This is a genomic window from Gordonia sp. PvP123 (assembly GCF_040547295.1).
Taxonomy (GTDB): Bacteria; Actinomycetota; Actinomycetes; order Mycobacteriales; family Mycobacteriaceae; genus Gordonia; species Gordonia terrae.
This window is the reverse complement of record NZ_JBEPPN010000005.1, coordinates 26,982-47,069: the sequence shown is the minus strand read 5'-3', so window position 1 is coordinate 47,069 and position 20,088 is coordinate 26,982. Positions and strand designations below refer to the sequence as shown.

At 68.8% G+C, this 20,088-nt stretch carries 16 protein-coding genes; 6 read left to right on the top strand and 10 right to left on the bottom strand.

Annotated features, from left to right (window positions below; translation table 11 throughout):
* Nucleotides 1-25: 25 nt before the first annotated feature.
* The 5 genes from ABIC25_RS10460 to ABIC25_RS10440 are packed head-to-tail and all read right to left on the bottom strand — an operon-like array spanning nucleotide 26 to nucleotide 10,075.
* A complete protein-coding gene (locus tag ABIC25_RS10460; RefSeq protein ID WP_248644514.1) occupies nucleotides 26-1,531 on the bottom strand; it encodes a condensation domain-containing protein in 1,506 nt (501 codons plus the stop codon).
* Nucleotides 1,519-3,903, bottom strand: coding sequence for a penicillin acylase family protein (locus ABIC25_RS10455; protein ID WP_420871513.1), 2,385 nt, complete (start codon nucleotides 3,901-3,903; stop codon nucleotides 1,519-1,521). The genes ABIC25_RS10460 and ABIC25_RS10455 overlap by 13 nt, the downstream gene beginning before the upstream one ends.
* On the bottom strand, nucleotides 3,903-5,717 hold the full coding sequence (locus ABIC25_RS10450) for an IucA/IucC family protein (RefSeq protein ID WP_248644516.1): 1,815 nt from the start codon (nucleotides 5,715-5,717) through the stop codon (nucleotides 3,903-3,905). The genes ABIC25_RS10455 and ABIC25_RS10450 overlap by 1 nt, the downstream gene beginning before the upstream one ends.
* A 4-nt stretch (nucleotides 5,718-5,721) precedes the next feature.
* Entirely contained in the window at nucleotides 5,722-6,330 is a 609-nt protein-coding gene (locus ABIC25_RS10445; RefSeq protein ID WP_004019740.1) for a GNAT family N-acetyltransferase, read from the bottom strand.
* 58 nt (nucleotides 6,331-6,388) lie between these two features.
* Nucleotides 6,389-10,075 (bottom strand): non-ribosomal peptide synthetase, encoded by a 3,687-nt coding sequence (locus ABIC25_RS10440; RefSeq protein WP_248644517.1) that lies wholly within the window; start codon nucleotides 10,073-10,075, stop codon nucleotides 6,389-6,391.
* A gap of 377 nt (nucleotides 10,076-10,452) precedes the next feature.
* On the opposite strand from ABIC25_RS10440, the gene mbtM reads away from it, so the two are divergent.
* Together mbtM and ABIC25_RS10430 are read left to right on the top strand one after the other, a co-directional pair.
* Entirely contained in the window at nucleotides 10,453-12,102 is a 1,650-nt protein-coding gene (gene mbtM, locus ABIC25_RS10435; protein WP_354561320.1) for a long-chain-fatty acid--ACP ligase MbtM, read from the top strand.
* A gap of 104 nt (nucleotides 12,103-12,206) precedes the next feature.
* On the top strand, nucleotides 12,207-12,953 hold the full coding sequence (locus ABIC25_RS10430) for a siderophore-interacting protein (RefSeq protein WP_248644519.1): 747 nt from the start codon (nucleotides 12,207-12,209) through the stop codon (nucleotides 12,951-12,953).
* A 207-nt stretch (nucleotides 12,954-13,160) separates the two neighbouring features.
* Here ABIC25_RS10430 and ABIC25_RS10425 read toward each other — a convergent pair whose 3' ends face one another.
* The 4 genes from ABIC25_RS10425 to ABIC25_RS10410 are packed head-to-tail and all read right to left on the bottom strand — an operon-like array spanning nucleotide 13,161 to nucleotide 16,445.
* Complete coding sequence (locus ABIC25_RS10425) at nucleotides 13,161-13,949, bottom strand: exodeoxyribonuclease III (RefSeq protein WP_004022809.1); 789 nt, start codon at nucleotides 13,947-13,949, stop codon at nucleotides 13,161-13,163.
* Nucleotides 13,946-14,956, bottom strand: a complete 1,011-nt coding sequence (locus tag ABIC25_RS10420; protein ID WP_248644521.1) for an N-acetylglutamate synthase, CG3035 family — start codon at nucleotides 14,954-14,956, stop codon at nucleotides 13,946-13,948. Before ABIC25_RS10420 ends, ABIC25_RS10425 begins: the two co-directional genes overlap by 4 nt.
* A 14-nt stretch (nucleotides 14,957-14,970) precedes the next feature.
* Complete coding sequence (locus tag ABIC25_RS10415) at nucleotides 14,971-15,573, bottom strand: peptide deformylase (protein ID WP_004022811.1); 603 nt, start codon at nucleotides 15,571-15,573, stop codon at nucleotides 14,971-14,973.
* Nucleotides 15,574-15,593: 20 nt separating this feature from the next.
* Nucleotides 15,594-16,445, bottom strand: a complete 852-nt coding sequence (locus tag ABIC25_RS10410) for an esterase/lipase family protein (protein WP_004022812.1) — start codon at nucleotides 16,443-16,445, stop codon at nucleotides 15,594-15,596.
* Between the two features lie 260 nt (nucleotides 16,446-16,705).
* On the opposite strand from ABIC25_RS10410, the gene napA reads away from it, so the two are divergent.
* The 4 genes from napA to ABIC25_RS10390 all read left to right on the top strand — a co-directional run bounded on the left by napA (nucleotide 16,706) and on the right by ABIC25_RS10390 (nucleotide 19,570).
* Nucleotides 16,706-17,077 (top strand): nucleoid-associated protein NapA, encoded by a 372-nt coding sequence (gene napA / locus ABIC25_RS10405; protein WP_004022813.1) that lies wholly within the window; start codon nucleotides 16,706-16,708, stop codon nucleotides 17,075-17,077.
* Between the two features lie 47 nt (nucleotides 17,078-17,124).
* Nucleotides 17,125-17,610, top strand: coding sequence for a LytR C-terminal domain-containing protein (locus ABIC25_RS10400; protein WP_248644522.1), 486 nt, complete (start codon nucleotides 17,125-17,127; stop codon nucleotides 17,608-17,610).
* Nucleotides 17,611-17,729: 119 nt separating this feature from the next.
* A complete protein-coding gene (locus ABIC25_RS10395) occupies nucleotides 17,730-18,410 on the top strand; it encodes a superoxide dismutase family protein (protein ID WP_004022815.1) in 681 nt (226 codons plus the stop codon).
* A gap of 32 nt (nucleotides 18,411-18,442) precedes the next feature.
* The gene (locus ABIC25_RS10390; RefSeq protein WP_101822567.1) at nucleotides 18,443-19,570 is read left to right on the top strand and encodes a glutamate--cysteine ligase; all 1,128 of its coding nucleotides are present in this window, start codon (nucleotides 18,443-18,445) and stop codon (nucleotides 19,568-19,570) included.
* 34 nt (nucleotides 19,571-19,604) lie between these two features.
* On the opposite strand, the gene ABIC25_RS10385 is transcribed toward ABIC25_RS10390, so the two are convergent.
* Nucleotides 19,605-19,994, bottom strand: a complete 390-nt coding sequence (locus ABIC25_RS10385; RefSeq protein ID WP_248644523.1) for a DUF1304 domain-containing protein — start codon at nucleotides 19,992-19,994, stop codon at nucleotides 19,605-19,607.
* Nucleotides 19,995-20,088: the final 94 nt, after the last annotated feature.

The following is a 20,088-nucleotide window of genomic DNA, read 5'->3' as shown; positions in this document are numbered from 1 at the left end:
GCGCGATGGCGCGGCGGCAGGCCGGTCATCCGGCGATGCCCTTCTGCGGAACGCGCTCGGCGAGGATTTCGAGGAGCGCGGAGACGGAGTGGTGCAACGACGTCGGGATCAGGTCGACGAGCGTGGTGAGCACGGCGGTGGCTCGGTCGGCCATCTCGTCGGGGACGATTCCTGGTTGGTGATCGACCTCGACGTGGGTGCTGTCGTCGTCGGCCTCGAAGGCGATCGAGAGCGGGTAGTTCGCGATCCCGTTGAAGACCGACCGGCAGGTGACCGGCGCGTCGGCGGGTTGCGGGATACCGCGCAGCGGCGCGGGCCGCACCGACGCCATGATCTCGATGACGGGGAACCGTCCACCCTGCTGTCGCAACGCGGTGAGGACCGGCCCGAAGTCGGTGCCGGAGTGTTCCATCGACCGGTAGATGACCGAACCCGCGTCGCGGAGGGCCTGTTCGACGGTGGCGTCGGGGTCGACGCGGAACCGCATCGGGATGATGTTGCCGCAGTAGCCGACGTCCTGCGGTGCCTGCTCGCGCCGACGATTGTCCGCCGGCACCACCAGGACATGGTCCGCGGCGCCGGTCAGTGCGTACGACGCCAGCGAGCAGACCCCGATCAGAAGTGCGTTGGGCGTTGCCCCGACGGTCTGGGCCACCCGCCCGAAGGCGGACAGCGAGTCGGCCGCCACCGGGGCGGCGGCCTTGATCCCGTCGCGGTCGTCCATCGGTGACAGCCAGCTGTCGGCGGCGCTCTCCGTGGGCAGCTCGCCGGTGAGCGGGTAGCGGACATCGTCGGCAGCCCAGGTCGCGATCGCATGCCGCACCGCGCTGTTCGCCGCTTCCGCGGCCGCCGCGGGGTCGGGCGTCTCCGGTCGGGCGTCCGCGGTGACGTCTCCCGGCCACGAACCCGACACCAGGGTGCCCAGGAGCAGGGGCCATGACGTGTCGTCGACCGCGAGGTGGTGGACCACCAGGATCATCGTGACGTTCCCGTCCGACCCCGAGACCCGCATGCGCAGTGGGACTTCCGAGTGGAGATCGAACGGTGTCCGGGTGAGCGCGGTGGCCGTGTCGTCGACATCGTCACCGGCGTCGCTCACAGCCGAGTCCGTCGGTCCCCAGGTCCACACCGATCGCGAGGCGTCCCACGAGCCCGCGCGCGGCACCTCGCGGCGGCTCGGCGTGCCCGCATCGTCGACCTCGACCACCGAGCGCAACACCCGGAACCGGTCGACGAGCAGCTCGGCGGCGGCGACGACCGAACCGAGCGTCCGGCGTCCGCCGAACTCCAGCACGAGTCCGATGTTGTGCGACAACGATTCCGGGTCCAGTTCATAGATCCGCCACATCCGGCGTTCGGCGATGCCGAACTCGCCGAACGGCACAGTCGCCTCGGGTGTGCCGGCGCCGGGAGCGGAGCGAGCGGGCCGAGTGTCACCGGCGCCGGGAGCGGAGTGAGCGGGCCGAATGTCACCGGCCTGCGCGAGCCGACGACGCAGGAGCGTGAGGCGCGCTTCGGTCAACGCGGGCATGGTTCCCTCTCGGTCGATGTGGCGGCGGTCGGCGTCGACGCAGCCGCGGCCATGGCGTGCAGGGTGTCCCAGTCGCGGACGACCTCGACCAGCTCGCCCGTCGCCCACTGGGCAGCCTGGTCCTGGAAGTGTTCGGATCGGGGATCGCCGCTCACGCCCAGCGGGACGATCCAGCGACTTGCGCTGCGATCGGCGAGATCCCACACATAGCGTGCCGCGGCACCGGTGATGCACAGGTGTGTGCCGACCGCCGCGGCGTTGGCGAAGACGCTCTCGGCGTCGCCGGCCAGGGGCAGCGGTGTCGGACGAAGCGTGGCGAACATGTCCGGGTACTGCGGCGATGCGCCGACCAGGTCGAACCCGTGGATGGGGGCGAGGCGGTGGACGCTGCCCCAGGTGGGTGTCGAACCGAAGCCGGCGACGCGGGCCACCACGGCGTCGAGTGCCGCCACCGCGACGGCCTCGATGTCGATGCCGATCCCCGCCGTGTTGGCGACCACGGACGTCAGTGCGGTGGCCAGCCGGGGTTCGGGCACGAACCAGGGCTGGAACACCGCCGGGAATCCGTGCGGCCCGCGGAGCGGGGCGAGGATTTCGGTGTTCGCCACCCCCAGGACGAGTTGGGTACGGAACTCGGCGTACAGATACGCATCGGTGCTGTCGGCGGCCATCGAACGGTCCCACGCCACCAGCCGCTGCCGGACATCCTCGGCCGCGGCGTTGTCGACGCTTACGCGGGACAGCAACTCCTGGACGACGGTCGCCTGCTCGAGGCGCACGTCGGAGTGGATGTCGGCACAGTCGGCCGGACTCACCGAATCGAGATCGTCGAGCCGCGCGGCGATACGGTCGGCGCGGAACGGCTCGACGCACTCGCTCGTGAGCGGTTGCAGCGCAGGCACGTCCGACATCCGCTGGTTGGCGGTGACGGTGATGCCGCGACCCTTCGTGACGCCCTCCGCAAGCTCCGGGCTCCTCAGGGAGCGGGGGGTCGCGTCGAAGTCCGGATCGCCGAGTGAGCCGCGTTCGTATCCGCGCCACTGGTAGCGCTCGTCCCAGCCGGGCACCGGCAACCAGTAGTTCTCGGGCGCACGGACCGGTACTCGGCCGGCCACATGGGTGGCGACGGTGCCGTCGGCGTGGGCGATCACCGCGCGGTTGACCGGCTCGACCCAGTTGACGAGCGCGGCCTCGACGTCGGCGACCGTGCTCGCGAACAGCAGATCCAGCGGCGCGTCGAAGGAGACGTCTTCCGAGAGCAGGGGTGACCGGATGCTCATCGCGAACGAGTCCTCGGGGCCGCCGAACACGACAGCACCGTTCGGGGTGGTGATCACCTGTGTCGCCACGGGTTCGGCACCCCGGACCAGGATGGTCTCGGTGCTGACCCCGGCCGGCACCCGGCCACCACCCGGCACCTCGACCAGCAGTGCGCCCGTCTCGTCGCGCGTCAACCGCTCGAGGAAGAGATCCTGATAGTCGCCCATGGCGTTGGTGATGCCCCAGGCGATGTCGTCGCCCTGGCAGAAGTGGGGGACCCCGGGTACGCCCGCGAAGGCGAACCCGGCCATGTCGAATGCGTCGAGGGGTCCGGTGGAGGCGAGATGGAACTGCTGATAGATGCCCGGCAGCTCGAGGAAGCGATGGGGGTCACCGGCGACGATCGGCGCGCCGGTCGAGCTCCGCTCCGCGGAGACGCCCCATGCGTTGCTGCCCGACACCGGATCACCGAGGTCGACTGCGGGGGAGGGCTGTTCGGGGGACACCGGCCGGGTGATCGCCAGGATCTCGTCGAGGAACGCCTCGTCGGGCATCGCGGGCATCGTGGGGTCGGTCTCTCGTGTCTCGAAGTCCCAGAATCGCAACGCGTCCAGACCGAGCGTACGGCAGGCGTGCAGCCGGAACAGTTTCGTCGTGAACCGTCCGAACAGCACGTGGTGCATGATGAACACCGAGATCGGTGTCCACGGGCGCCACGGTTGCGGGCGATGCGCGAGCGCCTCGAGTTCCGGTGCTGCAGCAGAGGTGTCGGGGTCGTCGAGGGTGCTGTTCACCCCGGCCACATAGGCGGCGACGAGATCTCGGGTCCGGGCGGAGGATGCGTCGAAGATCCGTCTGGCCGCGGCATCGAGCTGTGCCCGGCGGGCGAAGGTGTCCCACTCCACGCACGAGGCCCCGAAGACCTCGGCTGTGCGTCCTTCGGCGCGCAACCGCATGAACTCGATCTGCCAGCGCCGGTCCTCACCGCATGCCCGACCCTGTCCGTACAGGACGGCCGCCGGGTCGGCCCCGCGGACGTGCGGGATGCCGTGGCCGTCGCGCAGGATCTCCACGTCCGGTCCCGCGCCACTGTGGGTGGCGGTCATGTCCATCACCGGCCCCTCTGCGACGCAATCGGATTGGCGAGCCGGTGACCGGCATCGATCAGTGATGCGTAGGAGTCCTCGATGTCGACCATGCGTTTGTTGTTGCGCAGCTGCAGGCCGTTCATGTGCACCGCGCCGAACTCCGGCGCGAACAGATCCCAGCGGGTGAACCGGTCCTCGAGTTCGGGATGGGCGGCCACGAACTCGTGCAGGCTCTCACCGACCAGCGACCAGAACTCGCCGTCGTCGACGATGCCGTGTGTGTGCAGGACCGCGGCGAGGGGGCGCAGGAAGTCGTCGAAGACATCCGACAGCACGCCCAGGTTGCGGATCTCGTCCGGCTCGGTCGTCCGGACCCGTGCGCAGCTCTCCGGGAGGCCCTGGGCCTCCCCGAACACCGACACCTCCTCGCCGATGTCCTTGAGGATGGCGCGCACCGGGATGCCGTCGGCGAGTACCAGGATGAGGTTCTCGCCGTGCGGGGAGAACTTCAGCTCATATCGGTAGAGCAGATAGGCGATGGGATGGAGATAGGTCCGCAGGTAGCGGCGGATCCACTCCGTCGCCGGGACACCCGATCGCTCGATGAACGCGCCGACGAGTGGTTCACCCAGGTGATCGACGTGGAGCAGCGCGGCCATGGTCGACAACTGCTCGTCGGCGGCCGTCAGCGGCACCGGGCTCTGTCGCCACAGCGCCGACAGGATCTTGCGGTACTCCGATCCCGGCTGGGTGATCGGCGTGAAAGTCGGGCTGCGGTAACCGATCGCCGCGACCTCGAAGATCATCTCGAACCCGATCGCCGCGAGGTACTGGTCGTCGGCGACGAGTCCGCGGACCCAGTTGTTGATCAGCGGGGTCGTACGCATGTAGTCGGCGGACATCCCGCGCGTGAAGCCCATGTTCACGATCGACAGCGCGACCTTCACGTAATTGCGGGTCGGCGTGGTCGAGTTGAACACCGTGCGGATCGACTGCTGGGCCTGGTAGAGGTCGGGACTCGTGCCGACCTCGACGATGCGACGGCCTGCGATGTCGGCGGAGTACAGCTTCCGTACCTTCTCGACCCACTGCCAGGGATGTACCGGCAGATAGCGGTAATCAGCGGGGTCACAACCGGCTTCGCGCAGCGCCGAGTCGAACCCCGCCAATGTCTCGGCACCGAGCTCATCGACGAGCAGTGTGTCGTAGTCGATGTCGCTCACGGTGGCGACATCGCAATCCTCGCGACGAGCAGCCAGCCAGACGAGCCGGAAGTGGTTGCCGACCTCGGGGGCGTAACGCTCGATGTCCTCGGAACTGAAGCCCAGTCGGCCCGCGTTGGCCACGATGCACGGATGACCCTCGGTCATCGTCGCCTCGATGGTCTGGAAGTCGGCGTGCGCGAGATCGGTTGCCGGAATGCGGCGTTCGTCCGGACGGTCGGCGCTGATCGCCAGGGTGTTGATGAACTCCTCGAGGTATTCCGGCAGGGCCTGGGGCCCGATCCCCAGGAACGGGGCGAGGTCGACGATCATCGCGACCGCGTCGATCGGGAGTTCGTCGCCAGTCCGCACACGACGCAACGACGACTCGTCGATCGCCCAGCTGTCCAGGGCGAGCCGGTCGGCGCGGAAGTGGTAGTCGGTGAGACCGTCGGCGGAGGAGACGACGTAACCGTCGCCGCTCGCGACCGGGTCGAGGGCCCGCTCGTGCGCGAACTCGGCGAGGATCTTCGTCGCGATCCTGGTGTGATACGTCTGGCGATGGCTTCGCGCACCCGACCCCCCGGCCGTGCGCGTCGCGAATTCCTGAATGGTCCCGATGTCCTGGAGAGTCAACGATCTACGCCCCCAGATCCGTGACCTCGACCGGTCCGACGGACTTGCCGTTGTCGGTCACCGCGAGGAAATCGGCGCGGGTGCAGTAGCTCAGGTGAGCGGTCTTGTTCCCGACGGGATAGTCGCCGTCGACGCGGAAGCCGACACTCGCGTTGAGACGGTGCACGGCTTTGTTGCGGACATCGGGCTCGACGACGACGCGCGCGGCGCCGACCTCCAGGATCGCGGTACGCATGATGTGCAGCATCACCGCGCCGGTGAAACCGGGCAGTGCCTGTTCGGCGTGCGCGACCAGGAGATGCATGCCGATGTCGCCGTCGGCGGGCACGTAACCGCTGGCCGGGTCGGCGAGTTCACTGGCGGCCGGGTCGTAGAGCTCGAACAGGAACTGCGGACGCCCGTCGTGGTAGCCCAGGCGCATCCCGTACGGGGTGCCGGCCGTCGCCTCGGCCGAATCGCGAATCATCTTCTCCACGTCGGTGACCGAGCTGTCGAGCATGTCCCAGTACTTGGCCTTGGGATGGGTCAGCCATTCGTGCACGGTCGCGGCGTGCGACACGTCGTCGAGGTCGACCGAGTTCAGGTCGTAGGTCGGTGCGGAGGAAATGGTCATGATGCCTTTGCTCTGGGTGGTGGTCTGCCGTTGTGGCCGGAGGAGGTGCCGGATGCGGTCAGCTGCGCGCGATCTCGGCCTCCACCTGTTCGTCGGTGAGGTGTATGACGTCGAGGAAGGTCTGCGCCACGAAGGATGCGCGTTCCCCGCCGAGCTCGGTGAGCCGCCCGGCGAGACCCGCGATGGTCCGCTGGGTGAAGATGTCCGCGACCGAGAGGCCGGGTGCGTCGAGCCACTGGCGCACCAGCGCGACCACCCGGGTGGCCTGGACGGAATCCCCGCCGAGAGAGATGAAGTCCTCGGTGACGCTCGCCGGCGGGGCGGGCAGGACCTCGCCGAAGATCACCGCGAGGGCTTCTTCCACCGGGCCGCGAGGTGTGACGGCCTCGAGCGGGTCGTCGTCGGTGTCGGTGCCGGCGGCGATGGCCTTGCGGTCGTGTTTGCCGTTCGGCGTCAGCGGGAACCGGTCCAGGACCGCGACGGAACGCGGGACCATGTGTGGCGGCAGGGTTTCGGTCAACCGGGCGCGCAGGCCGGCGTCGTCGTCGGTCGCCCCGGCGGTGAGCACGACCGCCGCGCGTAGGTCCCGGCCGTCGGACCACGCGACCGCCGAGCCCACCCCGTTCAGGCCCAGGAGGCCGGCCTCGACCTCGCCGAGTTCGACGCGATATCCACGGATCTTGACCATGTGGTCGGCGCGACCGAGGAAGTCCAGGAAGCCGCCGGGTAGGTAGCGCGCGAGATCACCGGTGCGGTACCAGCGTTGACCCTCGTGCTCGACGAAGCGGTCGGCGGTGCGTTCCGGATCGCCCCGGTACCCGTCGGCCACCCCGGCCCCGCCGATCCACAGTTCGCCCGGTACGAGGTCGGGACGGTCGCGACCGGCGTCGTCGACGACTCGGCAGCGGACGCCGCGCAACGGTATTCCGTACGGTACGAATGCCATTCCGGCCGGGACGGCATCGGCTTCGCAGATGGTGGAGTGGATGGCCGTCTCGGTGGTCCCGCCGAGACCGGCGACGCGACAATCCGGCAGTTGCGCCGCGACACGGTCGAGCAGTGACACATCGACCTTGTCGCCGCCCATGATGATCATCCGCAGCGACGAGGGCAGGGGCGCGAGGTCGAGGAGCATGCCGAGGATCGACGGCACGCAGTTGAGCACACTCACCGACTGTTCGCCGAGCAGTCGCACCCAGTCGTCGACCTTGGTCTGCTCGTCGTCGCCCGGCACGACGACCGCGCCGCCCACGGCCAGCAGTCCGAAGATGTCGAAGACGGAGAGATCGAATTCCAGCGACGACACCTGCAGGCTGCGGTCGCCTGCCCCGATCGCGTACCGGTCGACGAGGTCGGTGATGGTCGCCACCGCGGCACGATGCGGAACCTGCACGCCCTTGGGCAGGCCGGTCGAGCCGGAGGTGAACAGTACGTAGGCGAGGTCGCCGGTGGTCACCGCGATCGGCTCGGTCGGCTCGGCGAGCCGGGCGTCGTCGAGCGTGAGCACGGTGCCGGCGGTGGATTCCCAGGCCGCGGGATCGGTGGTGAGAACAGCGGCGGGAGTGGCGACGTCGCGGATGCGCTCGCGGCGTGCCCGGGGCTGTGTGGGGGCGATCGGGACGTAGGCGGCGCCGGCGGCGAGAACTCCCAGCGCCGCGACGATCTGGTCGCCACCCTTGGGCAGATGGACGACCACCGTGTCGCCGGACGCGACACCGGCCGCGACAAGCGCTCCGGCGACGCGCCGGGCTTCCTCGGCCAACTCGGCGTGGGTCCAGGTACGTGCATCGGACACGACGGCCGGCGCGTCGTCGTGCTCGGCGGCCCGGGCGAAGAAGGTTCCGTGCAGGGTCCCGTCGAAGGTGTCGGTGACCGGCAGTGGGCTTTCCACCGAGAGTCGCTGTGCGCGGACCTCCGCGCTGATCGGCGACGGTGCGGGCGCATCCCATTCGCCGTCGACGAGGAGTCCGAGAAGCCGGACGTAGTGGTCGAACATCGAACGCGCAGTGGAGAGTGGGAGATCAGAGGCGCGGACGTCCCAGTTGAGGAGGAGGCCACCGGCCACCTCGGTCACCTGGGCGTCGAGAAGGACCTGCGGGCCCTGCGACACGATCCAGGACGGATCTCCCAGCACGTCGGTCGCCTGCTGGGAGAAGAGGTCTCCCAGTCCCAGTGCGCTGGTGAACACGATCGGCGAGACAACGGGCTCGCCACGGTGGCGGCTCAGTTCGCGCAGCACGTCCAGGCCGCTCATCGAACCGTGCGCGGCGGCCTCGTGCATCGACGACCGCATCGACCGTGCTCGCTCGGCGAGTGTGGCCGGCGCGCTCAGGTCGACACCCACGAGGATCGACGAGGTGAAGTCGCCCACCACGCGCTCGACGTCCGGGTGCGCCTGGGGTCGGTCGAACAGCGGCACGGTGATCAGGAAACGCGGTGTGGCCGAATGTGTTCCGACTGCCTCGGCGAACACCGCGGCGACCGCCGCCGCCGGGGTGACCCCGCGTCGGTGTGCGTGCTCCTCGAGCCGTTTCCAGTCCGAGGCGGACACCGAATGGTGCAGGCGGACACTGTGCGGCTCGACCTCACCGCGCGCCGCGCGCTCGTCGAGCGGAAGCTCGGGCGGTCCGGGGAGCGTGGGAATGCGGTCGCGCCACCAGGTCACGTCGTCGTCGAGGATCTCGCGGGACGTGCGATCCGCGGTGATCGTCGCGAAGGTCACGCCGAGCTCGGGCAGCGTCTCACCGCGATACAGGCGAGCGAAGTCGTCGACGAGTACCCGGTAGCTCATCGCGTCCGCGGCGATCATGTCGACGTCGAGGTGGACACGGGCCGAGTTCGCCGGCAGCAGACTCAGTTCGGCGCGGATGACCGCTCCTTCGTCGACCGGCAGCGTGCGGTGTGTGCCGTCGGCGCGCTTCGCGGCCAGGATCTGCTCGACCATCTCTGCCGAATGGGACCGGAGATCATGCACGGCAATGGCTTCCGGGTGCGCCGGGCCGATCTCCTGGGTGCCGTCGGGGAGCACGCGGACGCGCAGCATCGGGTGGCGCTCCATCAGCGCGGACATGGCCGCGGCGAAGCGTTCGGGATCGACGTCGGAACCGTCGAACTCGATGTAGAGGTGTGCCGCGACGTTGCCGAAGGCGTGACTGTCCGATCGCCCGATCCAGTAGGCGTGCTGCATCGGGGCGAGGGGGAACGGTCCGGTGGTCGCTTCGGACACCGGTGACGAGGAGTCGTCGTCGGCGATCGGTGCCGATGCGCCGCCCAGCAGTGCTGCCCAGGCGGTGATGGTCGGTTGTGCGGCGAGGCGGGCGAAGTCGATGTCGATGCCGCGTTTGCGCCAGGTGCCGGCGAGTCGCATCATCCGCAGGGAATCGAGTCCCTGGGCGATGAGGTCCTGGTCTGGGTCGAGCGACTCGGGAGAGACGCCCAGCGCGGTGCCCACCTCGGCGCGGATGTCCGGTGTGGTCGTGTCCACCTCGGCGTCACCGGTGGCAGCGAGAAGGAGTGGTGCCCAGGCGGTGATGGTCGGTTGTGCGGCGAGGCGGGCGAAGTCGATGTCGATGCCGCGTTTGCGCCAGGTGCCGGCCAGTCGCATCATCCGCAGGGAATCGAGTCCCTGGGCGATGAGATCCTGCTCCGGGTCGAGCGACTCGGGCGTCAGGCCGAGGGCCCCGGCCACCTCGGCGACGATGTCGGCCATGGTGGCAAGGTCCGTGGTCTGGGAATTCGTGGCCATCAGCCGGCGTGCCTCTCGCAGTTCGGTGACATGGTTACTCAGGCTGGGGGAACCCGCATTTAGGGTAGGTTATACTAACTAACCGCTCTGCCCAATCCCTGGGCACGCCGGCGAGAGAGCCCCACGAGCCGACGCGAATTAGGTTAGCCTAAGTTCGCTCCGGACGTCCCATCGGATGATGTGAATCACGCTGCGCCACCGACAGGATCTGGGTCTTGTGTCCTAGAAAGATTAGGCTACCCTACCCAAATGACGCGAACGTTCATGTTCGCCGGACCGGCGGTCGAGACGACACGCGGGACGACCCCTCGGTCGCCGACACGACCGAAGACTTTGACACGACCGACGCCACATGCTGGCGAGAACGGGAAACGAGAATGTCGCAGAACAGCGTGATCCTGGAGGAATCGGGCTCGACCAATGCGTTGGCGGCCACCGTTCGTGAGGCGATGCTGGCGGGAGACACGAGCCTCTCCGTCCTGGACTCCGATACCGGCGAGTGGGTGACGGCACCATGGCGCGAGGTCCACGCCCGCGCCGAGCAGATCGCCGTCCAACTGCTCGCCGACAGCGAACTGCACGAGCCGCAGGCCCTCGGCCTGATCGGGGACCCCACGGTGGATCTGATCGCCGCCATCCAGGGCGCGTGGCTCGCCGGCGTTCCGGTCACCATCCTGCCGGGTCCGATCCGAGGGGCGGACGAGGAGCGGTGGGCGCAGAACACCTACCAGCGGTACGTGTCGATCGGCGTCGGCACCGTCCTCGGCAGCGGCACCCAGCTAGACCTGCTGACGAAGGTCGAGGGGCGGCTGCACATCGCCCGCGTGGCCGAATACGGCCTGGGCGCAGACACCACCGACTTCGTCGCGCGCAATGTCAACGGCAACACCATCGCCGTCCTCCAGGGAACCGCCGGTTCGACCGGCGACCCGAAGACCGTCGCCCTCACGGCGTCGGCCGTCTACTCGAACGCCATCGAACTGGTCAGCCGGCTCGGCCTCCACCGCACCCGCGACACCGGATTCAGTTGGTTGCCGCTCTATCACGACATGGGTCTGATGTTCCTGCTCGCCGGAATGACCACCGGCATCCCGGCCTACATCGTGCCCAACACCGCCTTCGCCGCGGCGCCCTTCAAGTGGATGCAGTGGCTCACCGAGACCAAGACGACCGTCACTGCTGCGCCGAACTTCGCCTACGACATCCTCGGGCGCTACGGCAAGCTGCTGCGCGACATCGACCTGTCGAATCTGCGCGTCGCGATCAGTGGCGGAGAGCCGATCGACGCCGACGCGTTCGACAAGTTCCTCGAGGCGACCGCGCCGTTCGGCTTCGATCGGTCCGCCGCCGCACCCGCCTACGGAATGGCTGAATCCGCGTGCGCGGTGACGATGCCCGCGGTCGGCGAGGGCGTGCACTACGACGAGGTCACCGTGACCCCGCCCGGCGGTGGCGAGCCCATTCGCCGTCGGTACGCGATCCTCGGTAAACCACTGGGCGGCATGCAGGTTCGCATCGTCGAGCCGAATGTCGACGTCCCGGTGATCGACGGGCGCAACGTCGGGCACGTGGAGATCCGCGGTGCGTCGATGATGCGCGGCTACCTCGGCGACGCGGATCTCGGTGCGGGTGAATGGTTCTCGACCGGCGACCTCGGTTACCTGGTCGACGACCGGCTGGTGATCTGTGGACGGGCCAAGGAGGTCATCATCGTCGCCGGCCGCAACCTGTTCCCGATCGAGATCGAACGTGCAGCCGCCGAGGTGGCCGGGGTGCGTCGTGGTGGCGTCGTGGCGATGGCCCGAGGTGAGGGATCGTCCCGTCCGGGCCTCGTGATCCTCGCCGAGTACAAGGGTTCCGACCCGGACACGGCGCGCGCCGAGATCAACTCCGAAGTCGCATCGGCGTGCGGGATCATGCCCGCCGAGGTGATCTTCGTCGCGCCGGATTCGGTGCCCCGCACCACATCCGGAAAGATCCGCCGGCTCGAGACCCGTCAGATGGTCGAGAACGGCACCTTCGAGTAGATCCGATTTTCCGTGGGGCGTCGTGTCATCCCGGCGGCCACGAGAATGACAGTGTCTCTCCGGCCCGTCACCGGGCCGGGGAGGCGCTGTAGAGAGGTTCAGGTATGAGCGAGGTATCGACCAAGGGTCGTGGCTGGCAAGGCGCGGTCATGAAGATCCTGGGTGGCGACGACTTCACCTTCACCGTCACCGCGAAGGAGTCGGTGACCGACCACTATCTGCGACTTCGTTTCGATGGTGGCGGGCTCCTCGCCGACTCCACGGTCCACCCCACCATGTGGGTTCGACTGTGGTTCGCCGATGGCGGCAAGATGCATCAGCGCGGATACACGCTGGTCGATCCCGACCCGTCGACGGACACCTTCGACATCGAGTTCGCCATCCACGACGGCACCGCGGCGCGGTGGGCCCGGGACGCGCAGGCGGGGGACACGATCGGTGCCACCCTGATGGGCTCGAAGTTCGCGATCCCCGAGCCCGCCCCGGTGGGCTGGCTCATCGCCGGCGACACCGCTTCGCTTCCCGCGATCAACTCCTTGCTGGACACGCTCGGGAACTCCGGTGCGGGAGCGACCATCTGGTTCGAGTACCAGCACGAGAGCGACAAGTCATTGCCGCTGCGACTCCGCGATCAGGACACGGTCCACTGGATCGCGCGCGGGGCGGACGGTAGCGCTCTCGTCGACGCGGTTCGGTCCGCCGCCTTCGATGCCACGGACCATTTCGGTTGGGTGGCCCTCGATTCGACGAACACCCGCGCGGTCGCGGGGTTGTTCAAAGGCGAGTTCGGGCTGCCCAAGAAGTCGGTCAAGTCCCAGGCGTACTGGATCGTCGGGAAGTCGTTCGCCTGAGTCGACCATCTCATGCTCCCTGAGGTGCGAGCGAAGCGAGCCCCATTGCTCCCTGAGGTGCGAGCGAAGCGAGCCACGAAGGGGCTCGCAACGCATCTCGCTGCGCCCTTCGTGGCTCGTCGCTATCGCTCCTCGCACCTCAGGGAGCATGGGGAGGCTCGCACCTCAGGGGGCAGCGGGAGCTCGCACCTCGGGATGGGCTGAGTTTCACTCCGCGACCTCGAAGACCACCGGGGCGTGATCGCTGGCGCCCTTCGCCTTTCGCGCGTCGCGCCCGATGTGGGCGCCCATGATGCGGGTGTCGAGGGCGGGTGAGCAGAACGCGTAGTCGATGCGCATGCCCTCGTTGCGGGGGAAGCGCAACTGGGTGTAGTCCCAGAAGGTGAACCCGGGCGCGTACGGGAGGGCCGAGTCGACGAGGCCGGCGTCCAGAAATCCCTGTACGGCTGCCCGTTCGGGCGGGGTGACGTGTGTGCGACCGTCGAAGTACTCGCGATCCCACACGTCGTCGTCGGTCTGCGCGACGTTCCAGTCGCCCGCGAGCATCAGTTCGGCGGCCGGGTCGTGCGCCAGCCGCAGGGTGATGTGGTTGCGCAGCGCGTCGAGCCACGCGAGCTTGTAGCTGTAGTGCGGGTCATCGGGGGTCCGGCCGTTGGGCACGTACAGGCTCCAGACGCGAACGCCGTTGCAGCGCGCGGAGATCGAGCGAGCCTCCCGGATCGGCTGGCCGTCGACCGGATGGGTCGGCACGCCGTCGAAGGCGATCTCGACCTCGTCGAGCCCGACCCGCGAGGCGATCGCGACGCCGTTGTAGGCGCCCTGTCCGACATGCGCGACGTCGTACCCGGCGGCGAGGAAACTCATCAGCGGGAACGCGTCGTCGTGGCACTTGGTCTCCTGCAAGGCCAGTACATCCACGTCGGCGCCCTCCGCCCAGGCGACGACGGACTCCGACCGGGCGCGGATCGAGTTCACGTTCCAGGTGGCGATTCTCATCGGCCGCCCCCCGGCGCGATCGGCAGGTCCGGCGTGACATACCGATAGGTGTGGTGCAATCCGAATCCGAGGCGGCGGTACCAGGACCCGGCCGACCGGTTGTCGGACTCGACCTGCAGGTAGACCGCCTCTGCGCCGCGGTTCACCCCCCAGGCCGTCAGTGCCGCAACCACATCGGAGGCCAGTCCGCCTCCTCGCCGGCTCGGCTCGGTCCACAGTGCGGTCAATCCCAGCCATCGGCGCCCGTCCGGTGCCTCGGTCACCGAGCCCCGCCCGATCGCTGCCGTGTCGCCGATGGTCGCGAAGGTCAGCGGGCCGTCCCCGGCGGTCACGACATCGGCGGCCGCATCGGGCTGCCGAGACGCACGCCCGGTGGCGTACGCGCCCAGCCATCCGGCGTCCGGCGCGTTCTCGAGTCGGACAGGGCGCGAGGCGTTCTCGCCGATGCGCGCGTGCAGGGCGGCGAGGTCGGCCGTCAGCATCTGCACCTCGACCCCGGGATTCCCGACCCCGGGATTCTCGGCGACGGCGGTCGGCGGGATGAGCCGGTCCGGCAGGGCGAGCAGCGCGGGGAGGTCGCGATCGGCGTACCACGCGCCGATGCGTCGCAGGGTCGATGCGTCCGGACGAGCGTGTCGCTCGAGGGGCACCGCCGAGTTCGCGCGCCTGCTGAATCCGTGCCCGGCCCGCAGGAACCAACCGTCGACCCACTCGCTGTCGACGCCGGGCCAGGCGGCGGCGGCAGCCCACTCGAGGTTCCGGATCTCGTTGTTGCGCACGGGTTTCGCCGACAGCAGGCGCACCGACGTGATGGCCGCGAACGGGATCGACAACTCTTCGTCGTCGCGTCGTATCCGCACGGGGTCGGCGTCGTCGAGCAGGACGCCGGTCACGTCGGACCGAGCGGCCGCGGGATCGCCCCGCCAGTCGGCGGGGGTGGAATCGCCCAGCCGGTACCGGACGACCACGCGGTCACCGATGACCGCACCCGACAATGAGAACTCCACGCGCGAAAGCGAGATCAGTCGTCGTCGTGGCCGAACGGGTCGGCGACCTCGCCGGGCGTCCAGGTCAACCCGGGCACGCCCCAGTTGTTCCGCTTGATCGCCTTCTTCGCGGCACGGGCGTTGCGCCCCACCAGGACGTCGACGTAGAGGAAGCCGTCGAGGTGGCCGACCTCGTGCTGGAGCATGCGGGCGAAGAACCCCTCGCCCTCGATGACGACCTCGGCGCCGGTCCGGTCGACCCCGGTGACACGCGCCCAGTCGGCGCGGCCGGTGGGGAACTGCTCGCCCGGCACCGACAGGCAGCCCTCGTCGTTGTCGTCGGGATCCGGCATGGTCTCGGGGATCTCGGACGTCTCGAGGACCGGGTTGATGACCTCGCCGCGCCGGCGAGCCGACGACCGGTCGCCGTCGGGGCAGTCGTAGACGAACATGCGGGAGCCGACGCCCACCTGGTTTGCGGCGAGGCCCACGCCGTGGGCGGCGTCCATGGTCTCGTACATGTCGTCGAGGAGACCGACGACCTCGTCGGACGGACGGCCGTCCGCGTCGAGGGGGACCGGAGTGGTCGGCTGGTGCAGGACCGGCTCGCCCACGATGCAGATCGGGAGAATCGCCATGGCGCTCACCTTAGCGCTGCTCAGGGCGCAGGAACGACGCCGGGTACGGCGTCGCGGATGGCGTCACCGGCGGGGCCGGGAATGCCGGGGAAGAGCGTCGACTGCCAGTCGAAGCTGTCGACCGGCTCGGTCACCACGGCGCCGGCGCACGACCCGCGCAGGGAGGCCCGCACATCGGCGATGATCGCCGGGTCACGCATTTCGATGGTGTGGTCGAAGCCCGTGTTCGCGAGGGGGACCGGTGAATAGGCGCGGCACTGTGCGGTCCCGTCGAGGCGGCCGTCGGTCCATTCGCCGTCGCTCTGCACCACCGAGTAGCGAGTGGGGCCGGGGGCGTCGGGACCACGGTTGAGGGCGGTGACCGCGTCGGCGTACATGCAGGTGTCGTACCCGCCGTCGCGCGGCTGAGCGCACCCGCCGGGTGAGCCGTACTGGGCCGTGCCGATCGCCACGTACTCGTCGACGACGGCGGACCCGCCGAGGAACTTCAGGTAGTGCCGGGCGCCGAGCCCGCCTGCGCTGTGGGCGACGATGCCGATGGACGACGCCTTGCCGACGAAGGGCTCGACCGTCCGTTGGATGAGCTTCGCATCCGATGCGACGTCGCGACCCCCGGCGTGCGCGTACACCACGGTGTTCCCGTCGGCGCGGATCGCGTCGGCGAGCGGACGGAACGTCTCCTCGTTCTGTGCATCGCCCGCGTAGAGCTGCTGACCGGGCACGATGACGACGACCCGATCGGCGGGCGCCGCGCCGGCGGCCGCGGGGAGTGCGGTTGCCGCCGAAGCGATCGCGATCGCCGACGCCAGGGCGACGAGAGCGCCGCCGAGTGGTCGACGGGGCCGTGCGGTCCCGGATACAACTGTCGTCATCTCTGTGCCCCCGATCGATGGCATCCCCGGTCGGGAGATGTATAAGGGGAGCCTAACAGTGGGCGCCGTCACCCGGATCGTGCGGAGTGTGGGCCGTGGCGAGTCACAGCGCGATCGGACCGGCCCGCCGTGGTTAGATTGTCTGCGAACCACACCGCTGTCATTCGTCGTCGTGAGGCGACGTCCGCATCCGCATCGCCCAGCGAATCGGTGCACGTCAGCGGTGGTGTGAGGTCGTTGACTGTATCTGAGGGAGTGAGATGGACAGCGCAGCTGCGCGTAGCCAGAAACAGGGCGATCAACCCACCCCCGACACGAACGCCGGAATCGGGGCGGACGGGACTGCCGCGCCGCTCGATCCGCACGAGGTCGGCGCGGACGGACTGACCCGCCGCGAACACGACATCCTCGCGTTCGAGCGGCAGTGGTGGAAGTACGCCGGTGCCAAAGAAGAAGCGATCAAAGAGCTGTTCGGGTTGTCGGCGACGCGGTACTACCAGGTGCTCAACGCGCTGGTCGACCGTCCCGAGGCGCTCGCGGCCGATCCGATGCTCGTCAAACGGCTGCGTCGTCTGCGGGCAACACGCCAGAAAGCCCGCGCGGCGCGTCGCTTGGGCTTCGAGATCACCTGACACGCTGAACCCGGTCGCCGTCCCACGGTGCGTTAAGGTCGTCGGTGATGAATGCAGACCGTGAGCCCAATCGCCTTCCGCTGCGCGCGGGGGCGATGATGCTCTTCGCAGTCGCCGTCGTCTTCATCGGCCTCGGCTGGCATTCCGCGGCGACCGCGGGGAACGACTCGCCGACGACCGAGGCCGCGACGACCGTGTCATCGACGCCCACCTCGACGTCGCCGTCCACCAGTGCGGCATCGACCGGCAAGCGGCTGTGCGTGATCAACGCCGGTCAGGTCGCGGGCCTGGCCTCGGACGTGACCGAGCTGCTCCGGGCCAAGGGCTATCAGATGGCCGAACCCGGCAACTACACCGCGGGCGGGTTCAGCGAGAACACGATCTTCCACGAGGACGACACGGACAAGGCCCAGGCCGACGAGGTGGCGGAGGCGCTGGGCGGGACGGTCGCCGTCGAGGAGCGTCCGACGTCGTTCACGCGCTGCCGGGGCGGTATCCCCGTCGTCGTGGTGACCGCGGTCAGCGGCGCGTGAGCGGTCGTGAGATGACACCGCGTACGTGACGCCGATGCCGAAGCATCCCTGGCCCCGAGAACCCGCCCGACCGACAACGCCTGATCCTGAAAATCATTGTCCGCCAAACAAGGAGTGACATGTCCGGACGTTCCAAACTCGCCGCGCCCCGCGCCCTCGCCGCGCTGGTCTCCGCGGGACTGATCGGCGTGGCACTGGCCGGGTGTAGTCCCGACCAGGAGCCCACGGATGTCCCGGGCACGACGCCGCCTGTCGTCAGCGACGCGCCCCTTCCGCCCGGCGCCGAAGACGACGTGGACAGCGAGCCCAGCGGTCAGATCGCCGTCGCCGAGATCAAGGACACCTCCGGCGACGTCGTCGGCCAGGCCACCATCACCGCGGCCTCCGAGACCGCCGAGCCGGTCACCATCAACGTCCGCGTCACCGCGGGTGACCTGCCCGCCGGGTTCCACGGCATGCACATCCACGAGAACGGCACCTGCGACGCGGGCGCCGGCGGTTCGCAGGCGTTCACGTCCGCGGGCGGGCACCTGCAGGTCGACGGCAACACCAGCCACCCCTCCAGCGGCGACCTGATCTCGATCAACATCCTCGAGGATCACACCGGCCGGACGGTCACGACGACCGACGCCGTGAACCTCCAGCAGCTGATCGGCAAGTCGATCATGATCCACGAGAAGCCGGACAACTTCGGCAACATCCCGGCCGACAAGTACCCGGGCGGCGCGAACCCCGACACCCTGAAGACCGGCGACGCCGGCGCCCGTATCGCGTGCGGTGTCATCGAAGAGCAGAGCTAGGCGTCCTGGCACCGTCCGAGGCCGCCACGCACATGGCACCGATCGAGTTCGACGGTTCACCGACCCCCACCCTCGGGGTCGAATGGGAATTCGCCCTGACCGACAAGGTGACCGGCGACCTGTCGAACTCGGCTGCGGCGCTCTTCGCCGCCGTCGGTGACCACCACCCCGACTTCGCGGGCAAGATCCACAAGGAACTGCTGCGCAACACCGTCGAGCTGGTGACCGGGATCTGCCGGACCACGGGTGAGGCGATCGCCGACCTCGCCGGCACGCTGGGGGTGGTACGCGGGCTGACCGAGGAACTCGGCGTCGATCTGTACGGCGCGGGTACGCATCCGTTCGCGGAGTATTCGACCCAGCTGCTCACCGAGGGGCACCGATACGCGGAGCTGATCGAACGCACCCAGTGGTGGGGTCGGCAGATGCTGATCTGGGGCGTGCACGTCCACGTCGGGATCAGCCACCGCGACAAGGTGTTACCCATCCTCGACGCGCTCCTGAACTACTATCCGCACCTGCTCGCGCTCTCGTCGTCGTCGCCGATGTGGGCCGGCCAGGACACCGGATACGCGAGCAACCGCGCGATGATGTTCCAGCAACTCCCGACAGCGGGGTTGCCGTTCCAGTTCCGGACGTGGGAGCAGTTCGAGAACTTCGTCGCCGATCAGAAGACGACCGGCATCATCGACCATCTCAACGAGATCCGTTGGGACATCCGGCCTTCGCCGCATCTCGGCACCATCGAGGTGCGGGTCTGCGACGGCATGACCAACCTCGGTGAGCTGTCGGCGATCGTCGCGCTCATCCACTGCCTCGTCGTCGACCTCGACCGTCGGTTCTCGGCGGGGGAGACGCTGCCGACGATGGCTCCCTGGCTCGTCCAGGAGAACAAGTGGCGCGCGGCTCGATACGGACTCGATGCCATCGTCATCCTCGACGCGGACTGCACCGAGGAACTGGTGACCGACGATCTCGCCGCGCTCCTCGAGCGTCTCGAACCCATTGCGCGCGAACTCGATTGCGTCGACGAGCTCGCCGGCGTCGAGCGCATCATGGCGCAGGGGGCCAGCTATCAGCGCCAGCGCGCGGTGCATCGTCGGACCGCGTCCCTGCGCGAGGTGGTCGCGTCGGTGGTCGGCGAACTCGACGCTCCCTGACCCGGTCGGATCGAGGTCGTCCCGGGGCTCGACGTCAGAGGGCCAGGCCGATGGCGAGTACGAGGATCGCAAGGGCCGGAACGACTCCCTGCTTGAGTGCGGCCGCGATCTTGTCGGGGCTCGACACGGCGAGCACGAGTGCGGCGGCCGCCATCGACGCCGTGCCGGTGATGACGAGCGTCGCGCCGATCGCGGTGGACCCGCCGATGACGAAGGCGATCCCGACGAACACGGCGATCGCGAGGAACAGGTTGTAGAACCCCTGGTTGAACGCGAGTTCTTGCTGCGTACTCGCCTGTTCCACCGTTCCGGTGCCGAATGTCGCGCGTGCACGCTTGCTCGTCCACGCGATGGACTCCAGATAGAAGATGAAGACGTGGACGAGCGCCGCGATCGCGGCGAGCACCAGACCTGCGATGACCATTTCCGTACTCCTCGTTGTCGACGGCCGGCCGGAGCCATAGTGTTCCGACCGGTCTAAAATACCGAAGGGCGACGAGAGAGAGGCGGGTGGGCCG